The sequence below is a fragment of the Pseudomonas sp. SDO5271_S396 genome (assembly GCF_054071795.1).
Genome location: NZ_JBSVWB010000008.1, coordinates 106,082 through 129,797 on the forward strand (window position 1 = coordinate 106,082; position 23,716 = coordinate 129,797).

17 protein-coding genes are annotated in these 23,716 nt (G+C 62.4%); 7 read left to right on the plus strand and 10 right to left on the minus strand.

Annotated features, from left to right (window positions below):
- Positions 1-121: 121 nt before the first annotated feature.
- A complete protein-coding gene (locus ACW9IN_RS08950) occupies positions 122-319 on the plus strand; it encodes a PA3496 family putative envelope integrity protein (protein ID WP_457365540.1) in 198 nt (65 codons plus the stop codon).
- Here the strand turns inward: ACW9IN_RS08950 and ACW9IN_RS08955 are convergent.
- On the minus strand, positions 249-1,223 hold the full coding sequence (locus ACW9IN_RS08955) for a LysR family transcriptional regulator (protein ID WP_457365541.1): 975 nt from the start codon (positions 1,221-1,223) through the stop codon (positions 249-251). The two genes, ACW9IN_RS08950 and ACW9IN_RS08955, sit on opposite strands and share 71 nt — an antisense overlap.
- A 196-nt stretch (positions 1,224-1,419) precedes the next feature.
- On the opposite strand from ACW9IN_RS08955, the gene ACW9IN_RS08960 reads away from it, so the two are divergent.
- Positions 1,420-2,835 carry an acetyl-CoA carboxylase biotin carboxylase subunit gene (locus ACW9IN_RS08960; RefSeq protein ID WP_457365542.1) on the plus strand — a complete coding sequence of 472 codons (1,416 nt, stop codon included), beginning with the start codon at positions 1,420-1,422 and terminating at the stop codon, positions 2,833-2,835.
- Positions 2,836-2,846: 11 nt separating this feature from the next.
- Positions 2,847-4,655: a sodium-extruding oxaloacetate decarboxylase subunit alpha gene (gene oadA, locus ACW9IN_RS08965; protein ID WP_457365543.1), complete on the plus strand. Its 1,809-nt coding sequence runs from the start codon at positions 2,847-2,849 to the stop codon at positions 4,653-4,655.
- Positions 4,656-4,750: 95 nt separating this feature from the next.
- Here oadA and ACW9IN_RS08970 read toward each other — a convergent pair whose 3' ends face one another.
- Positions 4,751-6,040 carry an autotransporter outer membrane beta-barrel domain-containing protein gene (locus ACW9IN_RS08970; RefSeq protein ID WP_457365544.1) on the minus strand — a complete coding sequence of 430 codons (1,290 nt, stop codon included), beginning with the start codon at positions 6,038-6,040 and terminating at the stop codon, positions 4,751-4,753.
- A 109-nt stretch (positions 6,041-6,149) separates the two neighbouring features.
- The gene (locus ACW9IN_RS08975; protein WP_457365545.1) at positions 6,150-9,035 is read right to left on the minus strand and encodes an autotransporter outer membrane beta-barrel domain-containing protein; all 2,886 of its coding nucleotides are present in this window, start codon (positions 9,033-9,035) and stop codon (positions 6,150-6,152) included.
- 221 nt (positions 9,036-9,256) lie between these two features.
- Between ACW9IN_RS08975 and ACW9IN_RS08980 the strand changes: the two genes are divergently transcribed.
- A complete protein-coding gene (locus tag ACW9IN_RS08980) occupies positions 9,257-9,667 on the plus strand; it encodes a hypothetical protein (RefSeq protein WP_457365579.1) in 411 nt (136 codons plus the stop codon).
- Positions 9,664-9,939, plus strand: a complete 276-nt coding sequence (locus ACW9IN_RS08985; RefSeq protein WP_457365546.1) for a helix-turn-helix domain-containing protein — start codon at positions 9,664-9,666, stop codon at positions 9,937-9,939. Before ACW9IN_RS08980 ends, ACW9IN_RS08985 begins: the two co-directional genes overlap by 4 nt.
- 40 nt (positions 9,940-9,979) lie before the next feature.
- Here the strand turns inward: ACW9IN_RS08985 and ACW9IN_RS08990 are convergent, their stop codons facing one another.
- The 3 genes from ACW9IN_RS08990 to ACW9IN_RS09000 are packed head-to-tail and all read right to left on the minus strand — an operon-like array spanning position 9,980 to position 11,743.
- Positions 9,980-10,651 carry a GNAT family N-acetyltransferase gene (locus tag ACW9IN_RS08990; RefSeq protein WP_457365547.1) on the minus strand — a complete coding sequence of 224 codons (672 nt, stop codon included), beginning with the start codon at positions 10,649-10,651 and terminating at the stop codon, positions 9,980-9,982.
- A gap of 10 nt (positions 10,652-10,661) precedes the next feature.
- Positions 10,662-11,108 (minus strand): N-acetyltransferase family protein, encoded by a 447-nt coding sequence (locus ACW9IN_RS08995; RefSeq protein WP_457365548.1) that lies wholly within the window; start codon positions 11,106-11,108, stop codon positions 10,662-10,664.
- The gene (locus ACW9IN_RS09000) at positions 11,105-11,743 is read right to left on the minus strand and encodes an FMN-binding negative transcriptional regulator (protein ID WP_457365549.1); all 639 of its coding nucleotides are present in this window, start codon (positions 11,741-11,743) and stop codon (positions 11,105-11,107) included. Before ACW9IN_RS09000 ends, ACW9IN_RS08995 begins: the two co-directional genes overlap by 4 nt.
- 87 nt (positions 11,744-11,830) lie before the next feature.
- Between ACW9IN_RS09000 and pdxR the strand changes: the two genes are divergently transcribed.
- Positions 11,831-13,375: a MocR-like pyridoxine biosynthesis transcription factor PdxR gene (gene pdxR / locus ACW9IN_RS09005; protein WP_457365550.1), complete on the plus strand. Its 1,545-nt coding sequence runs from the start codon at positions 11,831-11,833 to the stop codon at positions 13,373-13,375.
- Positions 13,376-13,459: 84 nt separating this feature from the next.
- On the plus strand, positions 13,460-15,754 hold the full coding sequence (locus ACW9IN_RS09010; protein WP_457365551.1) for a hypothetical protein: 2,295 nt from the start codon (positions 13,460-13,462) through the stop codon (positions 15,752-15,754).
- Positions 15,755-15,761: 7 nt separating this feature from the next.
- On the opposite strand, the gene ACW9IN_RS09015 is transcribed toward ACW9IN_RS09010, so the two are convergent.
- The 4 genes from ACW9IN_RS09015 to ACW9IN_RS09030 form a co-directional block, all read right to left on the minus strand.
- Positions 15,762-16,853, minus strand: coding sequence for a polyamine ABC transporter substrate-binding protein (locus ACW9IN_RS09015; RefSeq protein WP_457365552.1), 1,092 nt, complete (start codon positions 16,851-16,853; stop codon positions 15,762-15,764).
- Positions 16,850-17,890 carry a histone deacetylase family protein gene (locus ACW9IN_RS09020; RefSeq protein WP_457365553.1) on the minus strand — a complete coding sequence of 347 codons (1,041 nt, stop codon included), beginning with the start codon at positions 17,888-17,890 and terminating at the stop codon, positions 16,850-16,852. Before ACW9IN_RS09020 ends, ACW9IN_RS09015 begins: the two co-directional genes overlap by 4 nt.
- Positions 17,891-18,012: 122 nt before the next feature.
- Positions 18,013-19,005 (minus strand): AraC family transcriptional regulator, encoded by a 993-nt coding sequence (locus ACW9IN_RS09025; RefSeq protein ID WP_457365554.1) that lies wholly within the window; start codon positions 19,003-19,005, stop codon positions 18,013-18,015.
- A 65-nt stretch (positions 19,006-19,070) separates the two neighbouring features.
- Complete coding sequence (locus ACW9IN_RS09030; protein ID WP_457365555.1) at positions 19,071-23,672, minus strand: hypothetical protein; 4,602 nt, start codon at positions 23,670-23,672, stop codon at positions 19,071-19,073.
- Positions 23,673-23,716 lie beyond the last annotated feature (44 nt).

Sequence of the window (23,716 nt, forward strand, 5' to 3'; positions counted from 1 at the left end):
CAGCTCCCACACGGGATTTGCGCCAACCCCGGAATATTCATCGTCCTGTCATCCCCGCGCCGCCAAACCGTAACCCCCCAAAGCCATCCTGAACTCCCGTACTCGCATTGGGAGACTCCAAATGGCCCGGCACTACGAAGACAGCAACAGCTCCGTCAAAACCCGTCGTCAGCAGGAAGACCAGCGCCGCATGGCGTTCCGTCGCGCAATCGAAGACCGTTGCGAGGAGCGCCAGTTGCTCCAGAGCATCACCGACTACCCGGAACTCCATTGGCAGGCACCCTTGGCTGCCCAGCGAAACGCTCAGCCAGCGCGCTGATCTGCACCCGTTCGCTGCGAATAAAGCCCAGGAACGCATGGGCCACCGGTGACAGGCGTTTGGCCTTGGCCTGCACCAGGCACCAGCTGCGGTACAGCGGCAGCTCTTCCACCGGCAGCTCCTTGAGCCCGCCGGTGGCCAGTTCCATGTTGACCGCGTGGCGGGTCAGCAGGGCCACGCCCAGTCCCGCACACACACATTCACGCTGCGCCTCGGCCGAGGCCACTTCCACCGTCTGGGTGAAGTGCACGCGTTTCTCCTTGAAGTATTCCTCGCACGCCAACCGCGTACCGGAACCGGGCTCGCGCAGCAGCAGCGTGTAAGGCTCCAGGTCCTGCAGGCGCAGTGGGCCTTGCAGGCTCAGCGGGTGGTCGGGCGGCGCCACGGCGACGATTGGGTTGTTGAGAAACGGCAGGAATTCCAGGCCCATGTCCTGGGGCACCATGGACATGATCACCATATCGTCTCGGTTGTCCGACAGCCGACGGATCACCTGGGCGCGATTGACCACCGTCAGGTGCAGTTGCACTTCCGGGTGTTGGCGCTTGAACGCGGCGAACAGGTGCGGCACGAAATATTTGGCGCTGGATTCTACGGCGAGTTTCAACTGGCCTTGCAACGAACCCTGCATGTCAGAGAGCTGCATATCGAGGTTTTCCAGGCGCCCGAAAATATCCCGACTGGCCCGTTGCAAAGCCTCGGCCGCCTCGGTCATGTAGAGCTTTTTGCCTACGTAATCGAATAGCGGCTGGCCAATCAGCTCTTCCAGCTGGCGAATTTGTAGGCTAACCGCCGGTTGTGTGAGAGACATTTCCTCGGCTGCACGGCTATATGAGCGCAAATCGCACACTTCGTTGAAAATCTGCAATTGACGCAATGTCATACGCATCAATGACTTACGCATTTCTATAACCCTATCGAGCCAAGCCGTTCGGCGAACTATAAGTCTTTACTTATGCATGACCCAATAATTATTGATTTTTGTTAATCCCATGCGCGGCTTAGTGTGTGTCTCGCGACTGTCATGAAACATTTAGTCACGCGCCGACCCGGCTCCATCGGGTCGAAAAACGCAGCAATCGGCTCAAGGGAATTTCCAAGTGATAAAAAAGATCCTGATCGCCAACCGTGGTGAAATTGCCGTACGAATCGTGCGTGCCTGCGCCGAGATGGGCATTCGCTCGGTCGCGGTCTTTTCCGATGCCGACCGCCACGCGTTGCACGTCAAACGTGCCGACGAAGCCCACAGCATTGGCGCCGAGCCGCTGGCGGGTTACCTCAACCCGCGCAAGCTGGTGAACCTGGCCGTGGAAACCGGTTGCGACGCCTTGCACCCGGGCTATGGTTTCCTGTCGGAAAACGCCGAACTGGCAGACATCTGCGCCGAACGTGGGATCAAGTTCATTGGCCCGTCCGCTGAAGTGATTCGCCGCATGGGCGACAAGACCGAAGCGCGCCGCAGCATGATCAAGGCCGGTGTGCCGGTCACGCCCGGCACCGAAGGCAATGTCTCCGGCATCGAAGAAGCGCTGAGCGAGGGCGACCGCATCGGTTACCCGGTGATGCTCAAGGCCACCTCCGGTGGCGGCGGTCGCGGTATTCGTCGTTGCAACAGTCGCGAAGAACTCGAACAAGCTTTCCCCCGTGTCATTTCCGAAGCCACCAAGGCATTCGGTTCGGCGGAAGTGTTCCTGGAAAAGTGCATCGTCAATCCCAAGCACATCGAGGCGCAGATCCTCGGTGACAGTTTCGGCAATGTGGTGCACTTGTTCGAGCGTGACTGCTCGATCCAGCGTCGTAACCAGAAGCTCATCGAAATTGCCCCCAGCCCGCAGCTGACCCCCGAACAGCGCGCCTACATCGGCGACCTGTCGGTACGCGCGGCCAAGGCCGTGGGTTACGAGAACGCCGGTACCGTGGAGTTTCTGCTCGCCGAGGGCGAGGTGTACTTCATGGAGATGAACACCCGGGTGCAGGTGGAGCACACCATCACCGAGGAAATCACCGGCATCGACATCGTGCGTGAACAGATCCGCATTGCGTCGGGCCTGCCGCTGTCGGTCAAGCAGGAAGACATCCAGCACCGTGGTTTCGCGTTGCAGTTCCGCATCAACGCCGAAGACCCGAAGAACAACTTCCTGCCCAGCTTCGGCAAGATCACCCGCTACTACGCACCCGGCGGCCCCGGCGTGCGCACCGACACGGCGATCTACACCGGCTACACCATCCCGCCGTTCTACGACTCCATGTGCCTGAAACTGGTGGTGTGGGCGTTGACCTGGGAAGAAGCCATGGACCGCGGCCTGCGTGCCCTGGACGACATGCGCCTGCAAGGTGTGAAGACCACTGCGGCCTACTACCAGGAAATCCTGCGCAACCCGGAATTCCGCAGCGGCCAATTCAATACCAGCTTTGTGGAAAGCCATCCTGAGCTGACCAACTACTCGATCAAGCGCAAACCCGAAGAGCTGGCTCTGGCCATCGCCGCCGCCATCGCCGCCCACGCAGGCCTGTGAGGACTATAAGAATGAGCAAGAAGATTTTTGTCACCGACACCATCCTGCGCGACGCTCACCAATCGCTGCTGGCCACCCGCATGCGCACTGACGACATGCTGCCGATCTGCGACAAGCTCGACAAAGTCGGCTACTGGTCGCTGGAAGTCTGGGGCGGCGCGACCTTCGACGCCTGCGTACGCTTTTTGAAAGAGGACCCGTGGGAGCGCCTGCGCAAACTGCGTGCCGCGTTGCCCAACACCCGCCTGCAAATGTTGCTGCGTGGTCAGAACCTGCTGGGCTATCGCCATTACAGCGATGATGTGGTCAAGGCGTTCGTGGCCAAGGCGGCCGTGAATGGCATCGACGTGTTCCGCATCTTCGACGCCATGAACGATGTGCGTAACCTGCGTGTGGCCATCGAAGCCGTGAAAGCCGCCGGCAAGCATGCCCAGGGCACCATCGCCTACACCACCAGCCCGGTGCACACCATCGAAGCGTTCGTGGCTCAGGCCAAGCAAATGGAAGCCATGGGCTGCGACTCGGTCGCGATCAAGGACATGGCCGGTTTGCTGACCCCGTTCGCCACTGGCGAGCTGGTCAAGGCGCTGAAAGCCGAGCAGAGCCTGCCGGTGTTCATCCACTCCCACGACACCGCCGGCCTGGCTGCGATGTGCCAGCTCAAGGCTGTGGAAAACGGTGCCGACCATATCGATACGGCCATCTCCAGCTTCGCCTGGGGCACCAGCCATCCGGGCACCGAGTCGATGGTTGCAGCGCTCAAAGGCAGCGAATTCGATACCGGTCTGGACCTGGAGTTGTTGCAGGAAATCGGCCTGTACTTCTACGCGGTGCGCAAGAAATACCACCAGTTCGAAAGCGAGTTCACCGCCGTCGACACCCGTGTGCAGGTCAACCAGGTGCCGGGCGGGATGATTTCCAACCTGGCCAACCAGCTCAAGGAACAGGGCGCGCTGAACCGCATGGGCGAAGTGCTGGCCGAAATCCCGCGGGTGCGTGAAGACCTGGGCTTCCCGCCACTGGTCACCCCGACCTCGCAGATCGTCGGTACCCAGGCGTTCTTCAACGTGCTGGCCGGCGAGCGCTACAAGACCATCACCAACGAAGTGAAGCTGTACCTGCAAGGCGGCTACGGCAAGGCGCCGGGCACCGTGAACGAGAAACTGCGTCGCCAGGCCATCGGCAGCGAAGAGGTGATCGACGTACGCCCAGCCGACTTGCTCAAGCCGGAAATGACCAAGCTGCGCGGCGAGATCGGCGCCTTGGCCAAGTCTGAAGAAGACGTGCTGACCTACGCCATGTTCCCGGACATCGGGCGCAAGTTCCTCGAAGAGCGTGACGCCGGCACCCTGGCACCGGAAGTGCTGCTGCCGATTCCTGAAGCCGGCGGCGTGGCCCGTGCCGGTGGCGAAGGCGTACCGACCGAGTTCGTCATTGACGTGCACGGCGAAAGCTACCGCGTGGATATCACCGGTGTGGGCGTCAAGGCCGAAGGCAAGCGTCACTTCTATCTGTCCATCGACGGCATGCCGGAAGAAGTGGTGTTCGAACCGCTCAACGAGTTTGTCAGCGGCGGCAGCAGCAACCGCAAGCACGCCACCGCACCGGGCCATGTCAGCACGGCGATGCCGGGCAACATCGTCGATGTACTGGTCAAGGAAGGCGACGTGGTCAAGGCCGGCCAGGCGGTGTTGATCACCGAAGCCATGAAGATGGAAACCGAAGTGCAGGCCGCCATCGCCGGCAAGGTCACCGCTGTTCACGTGGTCAAGGGCGACCGAGTGAACCCGGGTGAAATCCTGATTGAAATCGAAGGCTGATCCAGCCTTCGACACTACCGCTTAATCCTCGGGGGGGCAGGTGCCCCCTTTTTTTTCGCCTGTGATTTATGGGTCCGGTCAGTTGAAGCGCCGGGTCAGAACGCCATCCGCCATTGCCCGCTCACGCCCTGGCCGCTGCTGTGGGTACCGACGCTGGCGGTATAGGCCAGGCCCACGCTGTGTTGGCGCGAGAGCGTAAGGTCGAGCCCGGCCTGCAGGTTGAGGCTGTTGCGGTCCAGGGACGCGCCCTGGACGGTGAAGTCGTCGATCTGTCCGGCGCCGTACCGGAAAGATTGGCGGACCTGGCTGTCCACATCGCCATACAGGTGCTTCCAGCCCGTGCTCAGGTAGGGTGTGAGGCTCATGTGGTTGTCGAACCGGAACTGGTTGGCCACACGCAAGCCCAGGGTGCTGCTCAGGTTCTGCTGGGTTTGGGCGCGAACGTCCAGCGCCGCCGGCCCGCCGTTCTCCCGGTAGGCGTCGCGCTGATAGCGCTGGTAGCCCACGCCGACAAAGGGTTCGAGGCTGAAATCACCACCGCCCAGCTGATAGCCCGCTTCGCTGAAGACAGTCTGGCTGTTGGCGTCGTAGCGACCGTTGAGCGACTCCTTGTGGTTCAGGAATTCGACCGTGCGCTTGTTCTCTCCGGCATGGCTGCTGTAGATCGCCCCGAGGCGCAGGGCCAGCGGGCCGTCCTGGCGTACGGCATATGCGCCCAGGTGCCAGCTGTCCAGCGCGGCGTCAAAGCGTCGTGCATCCAGCTTGCTGCTGGATTTTGCCCCCAGCACGCCGACGCGCCAGGCGGAGTCCAGCGCCCAGTCGGCCCCCAGTAACAGGCCCTGGGTATCCAGGTTCAGGCCTGCGGAACCGCGTTGGCTGTCGAGCCCGCCTTCATGGCTCAGGCCCTTGAACCAGAAGTGTCCGTCGTCGTCGGTCGGCAGATCGCGCAGCACCGCCATGACCTGGTTGCTCAGATGCTGGGTGGTGTTGTGGGTAGCGGCCGCGAGGTTGGCATTCTGGCTGCCGGCCAGTTGTTCCAGGGCTGCTCCGTAAGCGCCCGGTTGTTGCTTGAGCGCATCGTCGATTTTTTGCAGTGCTTTGATCTGTTCGGAGGTCAGCTTGCCGGACTCCAGCAAGCGGGTCAGCGCCGGTTCGAGCACCTGGGCGACCTGCAAACCGTTGTAGCTCGTGGCTTGTCGAGTGAGGTAGCCGTCCAGCGGGCTGGCCTCCATGAGGGGCGCGGAGCGCCACTCATCGGCAGGCGCCTCATAATCGAGGTCCCAATAAGGCAGGTACGAGATATCGCCTCGTGCCTGTGCGTATTGAATGCTCACGGCTAATGCAAAGCCTATGACGGGTATGAGTTTGCGGGGCGTAATGGGCATGAATTCCCAACCTCTTGTGGATGAGGTCGGGAATTTAGCGAGGTGCCAGGGGGATAACTGTCAGGTCATCGGCCCCTGACTTGCAGGAGTTGTCGTTAGTTGGGCGCGATTAAAAACTCATCTGCCATTGCCCTATCAAAGCATGGTTGCGGCTGTTGCTGCCGATCTCGCCACTGTAGCCCAGGCCCAGGGTATGGCGGGCCGAGACGCCCACATCCAGGCCGGCTTCCAGCAGCAGGCTGTCGCGGTCAAGGGCGCTGCCTTCGACGTTGAACGCGCTGCCGCCCGCCAGGAAAGCCTGGCGGGTGCTGCTGTCGACATCGCCATAGGTGTGCTTCCAGCCCGCGCTCACCCGAGGGGTGAGGCTGATGCCATTGTCCAACTGGCTCAGATGCGCCAGGCGCAGGCCCAGGGTGCTGTTGATGTTGTCCTGGGTCTGGCCGTCGACATGCAGCGCGGCAGCGCCGCCTTTTTCGTTGTAACTGTCACGCTGGTAGCGCTGGTAACCGAGATTGACGAACGGCTCGGCGCTCAAGCGACCGCTGCCCATGGCGTAACCGAGTTCGGCGAAAGCCTGTTGGCTGTTGGCGTTGTAGTCGCCCTTGGGGCGGTCGCTGAAGCCGTTGAAAGCCACCGTCCGTTTGCTGTCGCCCTGGTGCCCGCTGTAGGCGGCGCCGAGCCGCAAGGCCAGCGGCCCGCTTTGACGCAAGGCGTAGACGCCGGCATGCCAGCTGTCGACGCTGCCGTCGACGCCGGTGGTGTCCAGGTCGGTTTTCGAATAGCCACCCAGCACGCCGAGGCGCCACTCGCCATCCAGCGCCCAGTCTGCACCGAGCACACTGCCTTTGGTGCGTTGGGTCAGGCCGCTGTTGCCGTGGTCGCCGTCGAGCTTGCCGTAGCTGCCGATACCTTGCAGCCACAGACGGCCACGGGCGTTCGGGTCATTGAGGTTGCGCGCTTCGGCGGGTACGCCGGTGGCGGCCAGTACGGGGGTGTCGCGGCTGTCGAGCCCCACCATCAGGCCGGCACCGCCGCCCAATTGATGCATGGCTGCGAGCATGCTGCTGCCTACTTGGGCGCTGGCACCGAGGGTGGCGTTAGTGAGGTTGGCGGTGCTGCTGCCGGCCAGTTGCTCGATGGCGGCACCAGCTGTGGCGTTCGTGGTGCTGACCAGCGCGTTGTAAAGCGCCGTGTCTTTGCCCAGGCTGGCCAGGCCATTGGCCGCGCTGCTGGCGTTGCCGCTGCTGGTGAAGTGGTTGAAGTTCACGTCGTTGCGCGTGTAGTTCAGGTCGACCTGGGTTGCGCTGTAGGTCAGGGTCGGCGTCACGAAGGCGTAGTCGCTGGTGACCGTGCCGAACCGGCCATTGATGCTGCCCGCTTGCAGCAGGGTGTAGTGGCCCGGCCCGGGAACGCCGCCGCTGATCGCCAGGGTCGAGCCGTTGCCCAGGGTCAGGTCGCGGGTGATGGTGGCGGGGCCCTGGTCGAGGTTGGCTTGCAATGTTCCGTTGACCACCAGGCTGCCCACGCTGCCGTTGCCGGCGTACACGCCGCCGCTGTCAACGGTCACGGTGCCGGCAATGCCGCCCTGGTTGATCAGTTTTGCGCCGCTGAAAATCTCACCGCCGTCGCTGAAGTCGCCGCTGCCGGTGAGGGTCCAGGTGCCTTGTTTCACGTCCAGCCATTCGAAGTTACGGCTGTCGCCAAAACTGCCGCCGGCCGCGTCATCCATGGTGAGCCGGTCATTCCCGGCGCCGCCGTCCACCACGCCGACAAAGCGGCTGCCCGCCAGCAACACCAGCTTGTCGTCACCGCCGCCCAGGTCAAGGGCCAGGCCGTTGCTGCCACTGATGGTGCCGCCGTTGACCACGGTGTCGACGAAGTTACCCACGAACTTTACGCCAAACCCGTTCAGGCCCTGGATCACCCCGTGGTTTTCCAGGGTGGTGGCGGCAAGCCCCGGGCCATCGCTGCCGTCGTCCACCAGGATCGCGTTGTTGGCGCCGCTGACCAAGGCGCCCTTGGCGTTGTACACCGTGCCGCCGCCCAGGGCGATGCCTTCGCTGCCGTTGGCGAAACCGTTTTTGTCGACGCCACCGGCGCCGACGCCCTGGATGATTCCGTAGTTTTCGATATGGGCGATCTTGTCGATGTCCACGCCGTCGCCATCGCCGTCCGGTTGCAGGCCGGAGAAGGCGCCGGTGATGGTGCCGTGGTTGATCACCGTGCCGTCGCCGTCGGAACCGAAGCCCGAGCCGTTGCGGCCAATCACGGTGCCGTAGTTGGTCAGCGTGGCGCCAAGGTCAGTGGTGATGCCGTGGCGACCGCCGGAAATCAGCCCGTAGTTGGTCACCGTCACGCCGGTGGCGGAGTCGATATCGACACCGTCGAACTTGTCGTCGCGGGAGAAGGTGTTGCCGGTGGAGATTTCGCCATAGTTGGTGATGGTGGCATTGGCGCCGGTCTTCATGCCGTCGCTGGCATCGCCGCGAATCAGGCCGCCTGCGCGGTTGATGATGGTCGTGGTCACGTTGTTGCTGCGGAGCGCATCCAGGTCCAGCCCTTGCCCGGTGGCGGAGCGGATGGTGCCGCTGTTGTCGATCAACAGGCTGCCGCTGGCGAAGTTGCTGTTGATGCGCAACGCATCGTTGGCGCCCTGGATCAAGCCGCCGGCCAGGTTGTAGATGCTGTAGTTACGCGCGCCGGTGAGCGTGCCGGAGCTGTCGATGCCACGTCCGCCGCTGGACACCAGCTTGCCCGCGTTGGTGATCACCACGCCGCTGCCGCTGGTACCGTCCTTTAACGTCACCGCTACTCCCGAGGTGGTAATGCTGCCCGGCGCCGAGGTGGTCAATGAATCGTTACCGCCCAGGGTTTGCCCGGTGGTGGTCGGTGTATCTATCTGCAGCCGTTTGGGCGGCGCGGGGTCTGCTTCAACGAAGCCGCTGGCGGCCAATAACGTGATGGCAAGCGCGAGACGCTGGGGCGACGGGGGCATGGCGGACGACCTTGTTATGGGAAACGAGGCGACCTGTATAGCGAAGGGTGTTTACAGGAATATGTCGGAGAGGTGACGGGTTGAATCTGCAGTTTATTGCTTACCTTCATGGCGCAAGTTCTGTGTATCTGCATTAAATTGCGCTCTTAATCCGGCATCGCTTGTATTTATGCACTATATTGCAAACCAATCGCTCCTAAAGTTATTAATGGTGCATTAAATTGCAGATCGAAACCCCGTTCAAACTGACACTCCAGGTTTTCGAAGCCAATGTGTGGCAGGACGCGATGATTCTGGAGTTTACCGAGCCGCAAAGCGGCTTTACCGGTGCCTGTCGTTACGCCTACGAAACCTCTTACCTTGAGAAGCATCTTGACCGCATTGAAACCCTGTTCGCCGCAGCGGTCAGCGTGCGGGTGCCGCCGACCTGGGGACGGGAGTCGTTAAAAAAAGCCCCCGCGTTCCTGTACGACATTGTTCCGGCAGGCGCTGCAAAGCGCTTTCTGCTGAACCGCGTAGGTGCCTTGCCCGACATCCTCGTCGCCAGCGGCTTGCCGGAGGTTACCCTGAACCATCCCCGAATCGCATTGCGTGAACTGGACCGGCGCTTGGCTGAGTGGGGGTTGATATGAGTATTTCCATTGATCAGCGTGCACAGGTTATCGAAGACGTAGAGCAAGGCCTGGCGCAGGGCACACTTGAACTGGGCGAAGCCGTACGCCGCCTTCGCACCGAGGTCACGGGGTTGCACCAAAGTCAGTTCGCGAAAATGTGCAAAATCTCCGTGCGTACCTTGGTGCATATCGAGCATGGTGAAGGCAATCAGACGCTGAAGTCGCTGAATGCGGTGTTCAGGCCATTCGGGTTGAGAATGGGCGTGGTGAAGGTTCGGCGGGATCTGTGACAGAACGGATCCCACATTTGGTTTGTGTCGTTGGTGAAATTCAGCCCCGGCACTCTGCCAGGGTTTTCAGTTGGCCTGAGCCGTTCTGATTCCCCTCTGACAACCACTCTTCGAACCCCGCCCCAACCTTCGGCCATTCCGAGTCGATAATCGAATACCACGCCGTATCGCGGTTCTGGCCCTTGACCACCATATGCTGGCGGAACACGCCCTCGAAGCTGAAGCCCAGGCGTTCGGCCGCATATTTGGAGCGGGCGTTGCCGTTGTTGCACTTCCATTCCAGGCGGCGGTAGCCCTGTTCGAAAGCGTGTTTGGCCAGCAGATACACGGCCTCGGTGCTTTTCGGCGAGCGTTGCATCGGCGCGCCGAAAGTGACGTGGCCGATCTCGATGCGGCCCTGGGCCGGGACGATGGACATCAGGCTGAGGATGCCCTGCACCTGGCCGGTCGTGCGGTCGATCACGCTGAAGAAATACGGGTCGCTGTGCTGGGCATGGTTGTTCAGCCAGTCATTGAAGGCACTGCGCTCGGGAAACGGCCCGTAAGGCAAGTAGTCCCACAGTTTGGGGTCGGCGCCGGGGCCTTGCAGGGCCTGGAACAGGTCGTCGCCGTGGCGGGCAGGGTCGAGTTTTTCCAGGCGGATGAAGCGCCCTTCGAGCAGTTGGACTGTGGGCGCCGGGACGCCTTTCCAGTCGGCGAGGGAAGTGGACATGCTGTGCTCCTTAGAGGCCTTTGCGAAATTGAATGAAACCCGGGCGTTCGGCGATGCGCTCGTACAACTGGATCGCCGTGGCGTTGGTCTCGTGGGTCAGCCAGTGCACCTTGGCGCAACCGTCGGCTTTGGCGGTGGCGTAGACGAACTCGATCAGCTTGCGACCCACACCCGTACCCCGTTGCGCCGGAACCACCAGCAGGTCCTGCAGGTAGCAGGAGTTTTCGATGCTCCAGTTGGAGCGGTGGTAGATGAAGTTGACCATGCCCACCGCCTTGCCGTCCTGCCAGGCCAGTGCCGAATGGGTCGGCTCGCTGGCATCGATCAGGCGCTGCCAGGTGCTCTGGCTGACCGCGTCCGGCAGGGTAGTTTCGTAGAACTTCAAATAGGCCTGCCACAGTGGCAGCCACGCGGCGTGGTCGGCGGCGGTGACCGGGCGAATGTCGATCTGGCTCATTCTGGAACTCCTTGGGGAATAAAGCGCGCGAGGGTCTGGTCGCGCACGTCGTGGCTGGCGGCCAGGCCCTCGCGCACGCCGGCGATATCCGCCGCGCTGCGGTTCTGGCTGAGTTTGCGTTTGCCGATCAGCCGCTCGATGGGCAGGGCGAAGCCGACGATGGCCTTGAGCATGCCCTCAATGTAGTCCGCCGGCGCGTCGCTGACTTTCCACGGCTGGGCGCGTTCGCTTTCGTGGCGATCGGTCAAGGCACTGACAACCGCCAGCAGGCGCTCGGCGTCGTTGAACACCTCGGCCTTGCCGTAGGCATGCACGGCGATGTAGTTCCAGGTGGGCACGACTTTGCCGTGCTCGGCCTTGGCCGGGTAGAACGCCGGACTGACGTAGGCTTCGGCACCGGCAAAGATCACCAGCGCTTCGCTGCCGTTCTGCAGGTCTTTCCACTGCGGGTTGGCCTTGGCCAGGTGCCCGTAGAGTGTGCCGTTCGGGCCCTCATCGGGGTTGAGCAGCAGCGGCAAGTGGCTGGCTTGCAGGCCTTGCTCGCCAAAGGTCACCAGCTGTGCCAGACGTGTGTGCTGGATCAATTGGTGCAGTTCAGGCAAGTCGTCGAGGGCAAAGGCGCGGGGTGTGTACATGAATATTTTCCTTGGCGAATGCCTGCATCCTAGGCAGGCTAATGGTTCGTTGTAAGAGCCATCAGTGGCCAATTTCATAGGTCCAATATGCCGCCGATCACACCACCACTGTCCTTCAACCCCGCCGGAATCGAGCTGGATCGTCGCCAAGGGCTCACGCGCCAACTCTACGAAGCCTTGCGCCAACGGGTGTTGGATGGTCGGTTGGTCAGCGGTACGCGCTTGCCCGCCACCCGCGACCTGGCGGCGGCCTTGTCGATTTCGCGCAACAGCGTGGTGCGGGCCTACGACCAGTTGTATGCGGAAGGGTTTATCGAAAGCCGGGTCGGGGATGGCACTTATGTCGCCCAACTGCCCACGCACAAAAAACTATCCACAAAACTGTCCACAGGGTTTTCAACAGGCTTATCCCCAGCTTTATCCACAAAATGGGGAAAATTACCGGAAGACTTGGACAGTGAAGTTATCCACAGCGGGAACCTGGCCCGGATAAAAAACAACCACCTGCCACAGCCGCCGGCAGGGCCGCCGCGCGCTTTTCGTGTGGGCGTTCCGGCATTCGATCTGTTTCCGTTTGACGTGTGGGCCAAGCTCAACGGGGCGTTCTGGCGCAAGCCGGACCTGGAACAGCTGTGCTATGGCGACCCCGCAGGTGACAGCCGTTTGCGCGGGTTGATCGCGGCTTACCTGCGCAGTTCGCGGGGCATGCAGTGCACCGCTGAACAAATTGTGATCACCAGTGGTGCACAACAGGCGATCAGTCTTTGTGCACAGTTGCTGGTCGAGCCGGGCGATGGCGTGGCGGTGGAAAACCCGGGCTATCGCGCTGCCGGTCACGCCTTTGCCCTGGCAGGTGCGCGGCTGCATGGCGTGCCGGTGGATCACGACGGCATCGACTGCCAGGTGTTGAACAGTCTGCAAGATTGCCGTGTGGCCTACGTCACGCCGTCCCATCAGTATCCGCTGGGGGTGGTGATGAGCCTGGCACGACGCCTGGAATTGCTGGCGTGGGCCGAGCGGACTGGCGGCTGGATCATCGAAGACGACTACGATGGCGAATACCGCTACAGCGGCGCGCCGCTGGCGCCGTTGGCAGCCCTGGATCGTGGTGGACGGGTGCTCTACGTCGGGACGTTCGGCAAGGTGGCGTTCCCGGCCTTGCGTCTGGGTTACCTGGTATTGCCGCCGGGCCTGGTGGATGCGTTCTCCCTGCGTCGCGCCGTGGACATGCGCCACTCCGAGGTCAGCACCCAGGCGGTGATGGCCGAGTTCATGGCTGCCGGGCATTTTCAGCGGCACATCCGGCGTATGCGCCGCGCGGCATTGAGCCGGCGCAATGCCTTGCTGGCCGGCTGGCCCGAGGGGCTACCGGGCGTGGGGCCACTGCCCAGCGTCGCCGCGGGATTGCACCTGACGGTACGCGTCGACAGCCTGGCCCGCGAGCAGCAGTTGCTCGCACAAGCGCATGCGGTGGACGTCGAGGTCAACGGCTTGAGCACCTACTGGTTGGCGCAATCCACCACTCCCGAGGACCAGCGCGCCGGCCTCGTAGTGGGGTTCGCCGCCGTACCCGAGGCGGGCATTGCCCTGGCGCTTGCCCGGCTGCGTCAGGCGTGGGGGCGTATCAACTAACTACCCACCTCTGCGCGGTGCGCAGCCTTACCTTGAATACCCATGGCCGGGCGCATGGTGCGACCGGCGTTCAAGGTAATCATCATGTTCGATCCGTTCAGGTTGCAGCTCGGCCAGATGTTCGCGCTGCGCCCCACCCTCCAATCGCTGGGCATCACCCAAGCCCGGCTCGACCAACACTATCAGGCGGTGCTCGAACACTATGGCGAGCGCCTGATCGATTTCTTCACCCGCCCCGATACGCGAGGGTTCAGCCGCTGGCGTTCCCTGGCGCAGCAACTGGAGCGGCGGCTGCGCACCGCCCGCAGGGCGCTGGACGACGCCACCGCGCGGGCCATGGTCACGGCCGTGCTGGATTACCCCGACAGTGGCGAACGCGAGCAACAATTGGGCGTGCGTTCGCCGCAGGTTTACCTCGCCAATCGACACGGCTGCCTGACGCTGGTCATGACGCGGGGCAGCGATACGCCATGGATGTTCACCCTGGCCCGGGGGCTGGACAGTGTGGATGACGCCACGGCGCTGCTGGGCGGTGCAGAGCGTCTGGAACATAACGTCTTCGAGGAGTGGGCTTTGGGTGCGCTGGAAACGGCCTTGCAGCGCATCGCCTGGATCGACCCCAGCGAGTTTCCCGAGCTGGCGGCTTTGGATCGGCAACTGGCCTGGGCGTCGGGTTTCACGGATTTCATTGAGCCGCACCCGGAGCAAGACAGCTTGCGGTTCGAGCTGGAGCAGCAGTTGCCCGCGTGGCTGAAAAACGCCTCACCTTCGGGCCGCTTGGCCTATAGCCAATGGCTTGAGGCGCTGGCGCGGTTTCATGAAAAGCATCGTGGCGCCAGTGTGCTGGACGCGGGCGCGGAACCGGATACCCGGCACAGCGCGTTATTCGCTCGGCAACTGGCTTTGCAATTGCGTCGGCTGACACTGGAATGCAGCCTGCGCAACGAAGCCAATGTCACCCATGAAGGCTACCGAACGGTGCGTGCGGCGGTGAACAGGTTCGCCCCGCACCGTCGCTTGAGAGGTGTGCCGGTGGCGTTCATGCCGTTGCAAGAGGGGGACGGCTATCTGCTGGGCCCCCCGGCAAACACCCAGGGTCCCTGGGTGGTGTTGCGGCCAGAGGAACCGCTGGTGATCGAGCAAGTGTCGTCGGCGCCCGCTGCCGGAGCGCCACTGGCCGAGCCGTTCAGCGTGCTGTACAGCGCCGGAGTGGCGCGCTGGTCGACGCTGCTTGAATCGCCTTTGCAGACCCTGGCCCGTCTCAAGCAAGTGGGCGGCAACCTTGAAGGCCTCTGCGAAGCCGCGCGGACCTGGCGTTGCGAAGTCAGCCTGCTGCGCAACCTGGCGATCCTGCTGGTGTGCCCTGGCACACGGCACCCTGGCGATGTTGCGCTGGCGCATCCTCGGGTCAAGCGCCTGGATACCGCCTGGGCCGGGGCGCGCAAGGCCTTGTCGGTCACCCAAGGCAAACGGTTGGTCGCGTTGCAACGTCCCCCTTCCCCCACGCCGGGTGAGCTGATCGAGGAGGGGGTGCATAAAGGGCTGTACAGGCAGGGCGGTGCGTTGATCTACAACAAGGATGAAAACCACTTCAACGTGCTTTCGAATATCCGGTTTGCGCCTGTCCTGAACGTCAATGTCGTGCAACACCAGATCGTCGACCAGCACGAACAGCCGACCGCCTACGGCCCCGGCATCAGCCCGGATACCCAGGGCCGCTGGCGCCTGCAACGCGCGCCCAGGTTGCGGCGCAACGCCGGTCAGTTGAGCCCTGCGGCACGCCGCGCGATCAGCGCAGGCACCACCTTGAGTGCCACTCTGCCCAGGTTGCTCAGTGACGCGACTCGACAGTCTCAGACCCCGGGCACCTTGGCCGTGGAAGTGGAGGAGGGCCTGCAGCGCAGTGCCGGTCGTTTTGACGAAGCCGCCAAAGCGATCCACCGCGCCAACAGCGACGCCCCCTTGATCGCCCAGTTGCAGGACCAGGCGCGGCAGTTGCGTGCCCATGGCCGTTACCTGCGCATCGAAATGGCTCGGCACACCCTCACCCCGACACTCGGCGACGTGCAGTACTTGCTGGCTCAACAGGTGATTCGCATCCGCCGGATTCAGGGCCGAGTGCCGGAAACCATCGACGGCGTAGTGGACTATCTGCAGGAATACGAAGTGCTGGACCTCACCGACGGCGAACGGCCGCTGTGGTACGCGCACTTTCACTATCCCACCCCTGAGACCGCAGACGGCCAGCCCACGGCGGCCCATCTCAAGATCGCGGCCCAGCGCAGGCTGGGCCGCGAGTACGAGCGTGAAACCGGGCACAAGGTCTACCGTGCGCCGATTACCAATGCCTCGGGGCGCCAGTTATTTCTGGCGCCTTGAGCCGGTCTCAGGTGCCAGATTTGATCTTGGTCCAGGCCCGCGTGCGGGCACGTTCAGCGTCACGGCCCAGGGGTTTGAGGGTGTAGAGCGTAGCCATGGCCGCCTCGGTCGGGTACAGGTTGGGGTTGTTGCGAATCGCCGGGTCGACCTGTTCGGTGGCGTCTTTGTTCGGGTTGGGGTAGCCGACAAAGTCGCTGATTGGCGCGATCACCTGGGGTTGCAGCAGGTAGTTGATAAAGGTGTAGGCGTCCTGCGGGTTCTGCGCGCCCTTGGGAATGGCGAGCATGTCGAACCAGATCGGTGCGCCTTCCTTGGGCAGGCGCATGTCCACGGTCACGCCATTCTTGGCTTCTTTGGCGCGGTTGGCGGCCTGGGAGAAGCTGCCCGAGTAACCCACGGCCACGCAGATGTCGCCATTGGCGATGTCGGCCATGTACTTGGAGGAATGGAAGTAGGTGATGTACGGACGGATCTTCATCAGCAACGCTTCAGCCTTGACGTAATCCTTGGGGTTGCTGCTGTTGGGGTCCAGGCCCAGGTGCTGCAAGGCCAGCGGCAGGATCTCCGAGGGCGAGTCGAGCAGGGCCACACCGCACTGTTTGAGCTTGCTGATGTTCTCTTCCTTGAAGATCAGGTCCCAGCTGTCCACCGGTGCATCGGCTCCCAGCACCGCCTTGACCTTGTCCGGGTTGAAGCCGATCAGGATAGTGCCGTACATGTAGGGCACGGCGAATTTGTTGCCCGGGTCGTTGGCCTCGATCAACTTCATCAGCTTGGGGTCGAGGTGGTTCCAGTTGGGCAGTTGGCTGCGGTCCAGGGGTTGGAACACGCCGGCTTCGATCTGCTTGGCCAGGAACACATTGGACGGCACCACCACGTCATAGCCGGAGTTGCCGGTGAGCAGCTTGGCCTCCAGGGCTTCGTTGGTGTCGAAGATGTCGTACACAAGCTTGATCTTCGGGTTCTGCGCCTTGAAATCTTCCAGTGCCTTGGGGGTGATGTAGTCGAACCAGTTATAGACCTTGAGGGGTTTTTCTTCGGCCTGTGCCGCGCCGCTCAGTACGGCGGCGCACAAGAGCAGGGAGGTGAGCATCTTCATCGGGCAGCTCCTTCTTGTTCGAAACCTTCGAGTACGTTGACGGCGTTGATGCCGATTTCTTCTACCGCGTAGCCGCCTTCCATCACGAACAGAGTGGGCTTGCCCAGCCGTGCTATGCGTGCGCCCATGGCGAGGTAATCCGGGCTGTCGAGCTTGAACTGGGAGATGGGGTCGTCCTTGAAGGTGTCCACGCCCAGGGACACTACGATGACATCGGCGTCGTAGCGTTCGGTCTCGCGGCAGGCCTCTTCCAGGGCCGCGCTCCAGGTGTCCCAGCCGGAGCCGGCCGGCAGCGGGTAGTTGAAGTTGAAGCCTTCCCCGGCCCCTTCGCCCAGTTCGTCGGCATAGCCGAGGAAAAACGGAAACTCTGCCTCCGGATGACCGTGGATCGAGGTGAACAGCACGTCATTGCGTGCGTAGAAGATCGACTGAGTGCCGTTGCCGTGGTGGTAGTCCACATCGATGATCGCGACTTTCCGATGGCCTTGGTCGAGAAACGCTTGGGCCGCGATGGCCGCGTTATTGAGGTAGCAGTAACCGCCCATCAAGTCGCTGGCGGCGTGATGCCCCGGTGGCCGGCACAAGGCGAACGCGCTGTGGGCGCCTTGCTGAATTGCCTGTTGCGCGGTGAGTGCGACCTGCGCCGCACTGTAAGCCGCCTGCCAGGTGCCGGCGGTGATCGGTGCGCCGCCATCGAAGCTGTAATACCCCAGCTGGCCGTGCAGGCTGGTGGGCAGCACGCGGCGCAGCGTGCGTGCGGGCCAGGTGTAGGGCAGCAAGTCGCCGTCCTCGCCGAACTCGGTCCAGCGTGCCCAGGCGCCTTTGAAGAAGTCGAGGTAGTCGCGGCTGTGGATGCGTTGCAGCGGCGCCAGGCCGAAATCCTGCGGGGGCTGCACCGGGCCCAGTGCGCGGTCCTTGACCCGTTGCAGCACATGGTCGGCACGGGACGGCATTTCGAAGCAGGGCATCAGTTGCCCGTCCATCAGTTCACAGCGTCCGTGGTGCAGATGGTGATCGTCCGAATAGATCGTCAGCATGGGTACTCCCCGCAGGCTCATTGTTGTGGCCTCAAGTGTTGCGGGGCGGGGCGCTCAAGAGAATGGCCGGAGCGGCCAGAAGGGGATAAATGTGGCCAAAGAACGTGACCGTAATTCGCCCGTTATTGGCGCATCACGCTGGGCGCCACCCCACTCCAGCGCACGAATGCATGGCGAAAGCTCGCGGTCTCGCTGAAGCCCAGCTGTTCGGCAATTTGATGAATGGGCATCTGGTCCTGCGCCAGCCATTGCTTGGCTTGCTCGAAGCGCAGTTCGTCGAGCAATTGCTGGTAGCTGCAACCCAGTGCGTGCAGGTGACGTCGCAGGGTACGCGCCGAGCAATTCATCTGCGCCGCCAAGCCATCCAGGCCGGGGGCGGCATGCAGCTGATCGGCCAGTAACTGGCGCACGCGATTGAGCCAGGCCTGGCGCCCGGTGAACTCGGAGTTCTGTTTGCGGCAACGTTCGACCATGGCCCGGTGGGTGATGGCATCCGCCAGGGGAAGGGGTTGCTGCAACCACTGTTTATCGAAGGAAAACCCATTGATCAGTGCGTTGAATTGCACCGGGCAGTCGAAGCGTTCGGCATAGCGTGCGTGATAATTCGGCGCGGCGTAATCGAAGCTGGCACCCCGCAACGGTAAGGGGCGTCCGAGGAGGTCGTCACAAATGACCTTCATCGACACCAGGCAAAACTCCACGTTGAAGGCTGCCAGTTCGGGGTTTTCCCGGTAGTCGCCGGCGGTCAGCCAGATGTGCTCGCCGTCTTCCACCAGGCTCAGTTCGAAAAGTGTTCCCAACAGCGCCGGGTAGCGCAGTGCCTGGTGCAAAGCGTCACCTAAGGTGGCACTGGTGAGCAGTGCATACCCGAGCAAGCCGTAACACGACACGTGCATGCGCTGGCCCAATTCCAGGCCGATGTCCTGACGCAGGGCCACGGCATTGGCGCACACGCGCATCTCCTGGCAGGTGGTGATGCGCGTGTCGGCCCGGTGCAGGTCGGCTACGCCAATGCCACTGCCGGCCAGCAATACATCGTTCGCCAGGCCCTGATCCTCGAAGGTGGCCAGGACCAGGGATACGGCGTTGAGGGTGGTCAAGTGTGAATGCAGCATGGCGCAAACCGGTGCCAGAGTGTGCTCCCTGTGCAGCAAGTTGCATGCCGCTTGCCGGGGGCGCGTCAACTGCCGGATTCGGATTTGGGCCGCTCGAAAAATAGCTCGCGTGCCTGTTCCAGGCTGATTTCGCTGCGATAAAACGCGACGGTCCGGGCGCGGTCAAGGCCCTTGGCCGTATCGGCAGCGGCGCCCAGGCGATACTCGTCCGGGGTTTTCAGGCGGGCAGACAGGTAGGCTTTGTCCGGTGTCCAGTGAGTGCTGTAATGAAAATGTGCGTACCACAGCACCTGCCCCGTAACGCGATCGCTGATGGTGTATTCATCCAGGTAGTCCGGGTTTATGGACTTGATGCGACGGCGGGCCACGCTTTTCTTGATGGATATCACATTGTGTCGCTTGAGCCATTCAACCCCCGATACGGTGGGTGGCCGCAGCTTGAGCGTGCGTTGCACCAGCTGATTGCTCTGCTGATAGAGGTCGGCCAAGGCGCCGTCGAGGGCTTTGATCACGGCGCTGGCCGGTGTTGACAAGGCGTCACTGTCGGTGATGTTGCGCTGCGTCAGGGCCTGTTCGATCGAGTGACGGGCCAACTCCAGCCTGCTGGCATGCTGGTGGTACAAGTGCTCGATGCCAAACGGTGCACGATCAGCGAGGTTGGCGTGGGTACGGGCCCGCGCGAGAAATGCGGGCAGCTCACTCAACAGGTGCTGGCCCTGGCTGATGCTCTGCTGCACATCCACGGCAATGGGCCCGGCCGACGGCGGCGGGGTGCGGTCGCGTACGACCCAGACGCCCTTGGTTTTTTCATGATAGGTGGCCAGCACCTGCTGGGTCAGGGGTGAGCGAATATCCACCAGGCCGGTTTCCAGGCCCAAGTCGGTCAAGCGCGGCTCACCGATCAGCAGGCCGTTGTAGCGGGTGTGGATAAATTTTTTCCTGGGGCGCGGCGGCGTGGACGGCGGGGTGGGGCGGTTTCTGAGCGCGGTTCTTTCCAGGCTCAGCATGCCGAGGTTGCTGGTGGCCCGGTGCTGGAACTCGCTCAGTTCCCCGCGCAATTCAAGCAATTGATCGGTGATAGCTTGTTCGGAGAACTCCACGGGAAAATCCTGCAGGCGCTCGTCCAGTAATTGAAACTGTTCGATCAGGCTGCTCAAGGTATCAATGCGTTCGTCCAGGCGTCGGTCACTGCGCTCCTCCAGGGTGTCGCGCAGGCACTGGATCGCGATGTCGGCGGTGTCGACAATCTGGTCAATCGCCAACCAGGCTTGCGGCGTGCTCTTGATGCTTGTCTCGGGCAGGCACAGGTTGCGCGTCAGTGATATGCGTATCGCCTTGAGGTCGTCGGGGGTGTAGACCGGCATCGAGCCCTTGAGGGTATTGAGTAGCAGCGCACCATCCCTGGCCAGACCCTTGAGTTCGGTGAAGCGGCCGTGCATGTATTCCAATTGCACCAGCAGCTTGCCGGCCAATTCGCGCAGTTCGCGGAAGTCCTCGATGTAGCGCTCTTGCGGCACTTCGATCTGGCGCTGTATCTGATCGTGCACAGAACGCCATTTGGGTGTGAAGCGGGCGAGAATATCGCTGAGTGCGGCCTGGGTCAGCCCGGCCTGGGCCTTGATGTAGTTGAGGGCCTTGGGCGCGTACTCTGCGCTGGGTTCATGGACATTCATTTCCTTGAGCATCTGCAGGGCCGACTCGTACTCCGTGCGCTGGGTCTCCAGGGTCTGGATATAGGCGTGCCTGAGCGCATCAGCCGAGGTGGAGGGGCCGGCGTCCAATGCCTGCCGGGCCCGTTGCAGCTCGTCCTGGGCCGCCCGTTTACCTTTTTCGAAGGCCTTCAGGCGCTCGCGCAATTGCTGCGCCTTTTGACTGGCCTGCGCGCGGGCCTTGGCGGTCAGGAGCTTGGGACCGCCTCCCCGCAGACGCAGGCGGGTATCGATAAACCACTGACCGCTGCTGTTGTGAATCAACAGCGGGCCGATACGACTGGGTTGCGCGGGGTCGACAATCTGTACATCGTCGTTTTCGTCGACCAACACTTTGAACCAGCGATGTGCCACCGGGGCGTACCAGCTTTGCCCGGCGCCATACAGAAAATGATAAGCCCCAGGTTCGTTGTGTACTTCTCCCAGCGCGTCGGGTTTGACCACCATGAAGCTGTCCAGCACGGTGGCCAGGCGGGCAGGTGCCCGGTTGATTGCGCCGCTGACGTGCAAGGGCTGGTCATGGGCGATCAGCGCGTCTGAGGCAATCGGCGTCAGTCGAGTGATGCTGACGGGCGTTGGAGGGGAGGGTTGTTTTGGCACCACCACAGTGTTGCCGGGCGTTAGTCGGCGTGGTGTGGTGCGGGTAACACTGTGCAGGGTCAGGGCCGTGCCGAGATTGAGCAGCAATTCGGCGAGTGCGGCCCAAGTGGATCGCTGCTCGGGATGCTCCTGGGTGTCGACCACGGTTTGCAGCTGATCCATGATTTGCCAGATCCAGGCCGCCGCACCGACGGTGCGCCCCAGAAACGGCAGTGCGCTATTGAAGATCAGCCAGCCGGCGCGTTTGAACGTGGCCCAGCGCGCTTCGGCGTTGGACACCGATTGCCGGTCGGCGAGAGTGATCAGGGCGTTGGCATTGGCATCGTACAGTACGCCGGGCAGGTCGCCCTCGATAGCCTCCTGACCGAGCGCCAGCGGCCCGCCCATGATCCATAGCTTGAACGGGTCTACCAGGAATTCGACCACGGCCCAGGGCGACGGCAGGTCGCCGGGAAACACGTATTGGGCATAATCATCGCGCACGTCATCCGGCAGCCACGCCAGCACCGAATCGCGCAGGCTTCTGGACTGCTGCAAGGCATAGAGCAGGTTGTTTTGCGAAGGGAACTGCGAAAGGGGTTTGTCCAGCAGCGGCCGGTACAGCAGGCAGGGGCCGGTGGTCGGGTCTTCCGGCCCGATCACGAACATATTGGTGACCTGGTCGGCAATGTTGCCCTGCCGACGGGTCGGCACGAACGCCAGCGCTCGCATCACAATGCGCTGGCCCTGTACCTGGCGTTCGGCGGTCTCGGCCTGTGTCACGGCCTTTACATACGCATAGCCTTGTTCATCGATGCCATTTTCGTGGCGCAACTTGCACTGCAAAGCCAGTAACGGCAGTTGAATGCGCAAGTGCTGGGCGTAGAGCGAGCGCCGGCGTGCGGACTCTTGAGCGTTATCCAGCAGCGTTCGGCGTATCAGCGACAGGTAGGTGCTGCCGATGTCCACGCGGCTGATCAAGCCTTCCAGGTACTCGACGGTCAGCCAGTCCGGCAGCGGGTGTGGGTTTCGCAGGCGCAGGGACTTGATGCCCAGTGGCAAGGCAATCAGGTTTTGCAGGGCCAGTTCCACCAGGCTGAACACCGTGGTGTCGATTTGCCCCGGCACCGCGAATGTGCCCCAGACCACGGGGCTGCGCACGACGATGTCGAGGTCGCTCAGCCACTGCGTGAGTGCGTCGGGGTGGTCCTTGAGCATTTCCGCGCTGAGCCGTTCGAGCGTGTATTGAGGGAGAGGGCTGATGCCTTCGTCATAAGTACGGCCCTCGTTGGCGTTATGCAGGGCTGCCAGGTCCTTGAGGTGGCGTGAGTACGCCGCCTGGTCTGCCGCAGTGGCGCTGGTGAGCCACTCGGGGAGCGCTTGGATGTAATCGAGCAGGGCCGGTGTGCTTCGTTTGGCGCGGGGGATTGGCGGTTGCGCCAGGACGTGCTGTGAAACGTTCGGCTCGCGCAGGTAGGAAAAGTCGATAGCCCCGATCGCCTTGGTCTGGATGCCGATGAAAGCACTGGCCAGGTAGTCGAAAAAATCACCATCAGGTTCGACCAGGCGCCACTCGAGTTTTTTGTACATCACCGGCAGTGACAGGTCCTTGCCCAGTTCGTCGAGGGACCGGTACTTCTTGAAACCCGACATCAGCGAATGGGTGAGGACCACCTCGGTGCCTTCCGGTTTACCGATAAGCACGCTGATCAGGTTTTCATCAAGGTGGGAAGTATTGCCCGCGTCATCAATCTGGTCGACATCCACCACATAGGCTCGAACGCCATTTGGGTTTTGTTGCTTGCGAGTGGCCGCGTCCGGGGTTTGAAACAGCTGGCGTGCCATTTGGCAATCAGCCGTGGTCCAGCCAGGCACTTGTACCAGGTTCCAGTGGTCGCGCAGCATGGTCGATAGCCCGTGCCAGCGTGGGCCGCTGTCACTTTCGATGGTGTTCCAGTACTCCAGTTGGGCCTGTTGGTAGCCGCGCAACATCACGGGTGCCAGGGTATTGAGGATACTGGCGATATCGAGGATGCGCACCGGCAGGTGGATCGCTGGCTCAATAACGGGCAGTTGGGTCAGAAAATGCTGGCCTTCGATGTAGAGCGTGGGCACTGCCAACACGGATTGCACGGCGAGCACGTCGGTAAGCACCTGGTAATGGCGGCCGGCCGGTACGACCTGGTCATCCTCGATGTCCCACAGCGGAGTACCGACGACGGCGGTATTCGGGTCGATATCGAGCGTGGGGTACAGCGCCTGCAATTGCTCACGCAGCAAGGTGGCGGCCACTTCGCGAAACGCGGGGCCAGTGGACATTTGCGCGATCAGCGCGTCAGTGAGGCTTTGATGAGGTTCGGTTGAAGGGGATGCAGTCATGACGCTTCCTTGCACGAAAGAATGGCACCGGACCCATTAAAAAC

Bases quoted from the DNA above. Each gene is read 5' to 3' on its own strand.
- oadA (WP_457365543.1), top strand. From the start codon at position 2,847: ATGAGCAAGAAGATTTTTGTCACCGACACCATCCTGCGCGACGCTCAC.
- ACW9IN_RS09010 (WP_457365551.1), top strand. From the start codon at position 13,460: ATGTTCGATCCGTTCAGGTTGCAGCTCGGCCAGATGTTCGCGCTGCGC.
- ACW9IN_RS09020 (WP_457365553.1), bottom strand. From the start codon at position 17,890: ATGCTGACGATCTATTCGGACGATCACCATCTGCACCACGGACGCTGT.
- ACW9IN_RS09025 (WP_457365554.1), bottom strand. From the start codon at position 19,005: ATGCTGCATTCACACTTGACCACCCTCAACGCCGTATCCCTGGTCCTG.
- ACW9IN_RS09030 (WP_457365555.1), bottom strand. From the start codon at position 23,672: ATGACTGCATCCCCTTCAACCGAACCTCATCAAAGCCTCACTGACGCG.
- ACW9IN_RS08995 (WP_457365548.1), bottom strand. From the start codon at position 11,108: ATGAGCCAGATCGACATTCGCCCGGTCACCGCCGCCGACCACGCCGCG.
- ACW9IN_RS08950 (WP_457365540.1), top strand. From the start codon at position 122: ATGGCCCGGCACTACGAAGACAGCAACAGCTCCGTCAAAACCCGTCGT.
- ACW9IN_RS08970 (WP_457365544.1), bottom strand. From the start codon at position 6,040: ATGCCCATTACGCCCCGCAAACTCATACCCGTCATAGGCTTTGCATTA.
- pdxR (WP_457365550.1), top strand. From the start codon at position 11,831: ATGCCGCCGATCACACCACCACTGTCCTTCAACCCCGCCGGAATCGAG.
- ACW9IN_RS09000 (WP_457365549.1), bottom strand. From the start codon at position 11,743: ATGTACACACCCCGCGCCTTTGCCCTCGACGACTTGCCTGAACTGCAC.
- ACW9IN_RS08985 (WP_457365546.1), top strand. From the start codon at position 9,664: ATGAGTATTTCCATTGATCAGCGTGCACAGGTTATCGAAGACGTAGAG.
- ACW9IN_RS09015 (WP_457365552.1), bottom strand. From the start codon at position 16,853: ATGAAGATGCTCACCTCCCTGCTCTTGTGCGCCGCCGTACTGAGCGGC.
- ACW9IN_RS08975 (WP_457365545.1), bottom strand. From the start codon at position 9,035: ATGCCCCCGTCGCCCCAGCGTCTCGCGCTTGCCATCACGTTATTGGCC.
- ACW9IN_RS08955 (WP_457365541.1), bottom strand. From the start codon at position 1,223: ATGCGTAAGTCATTGATGCGTATGACATTGCGTCAATTGCAGATTTTC.
- ACW9IN_RS08990 (WP_457365547.1), bottom strand. From the start codon at position 10,651: ATGTCCACTTCCCTCGCCGACTGGAAAGGCGTCCCGGCGCCCACAGTC.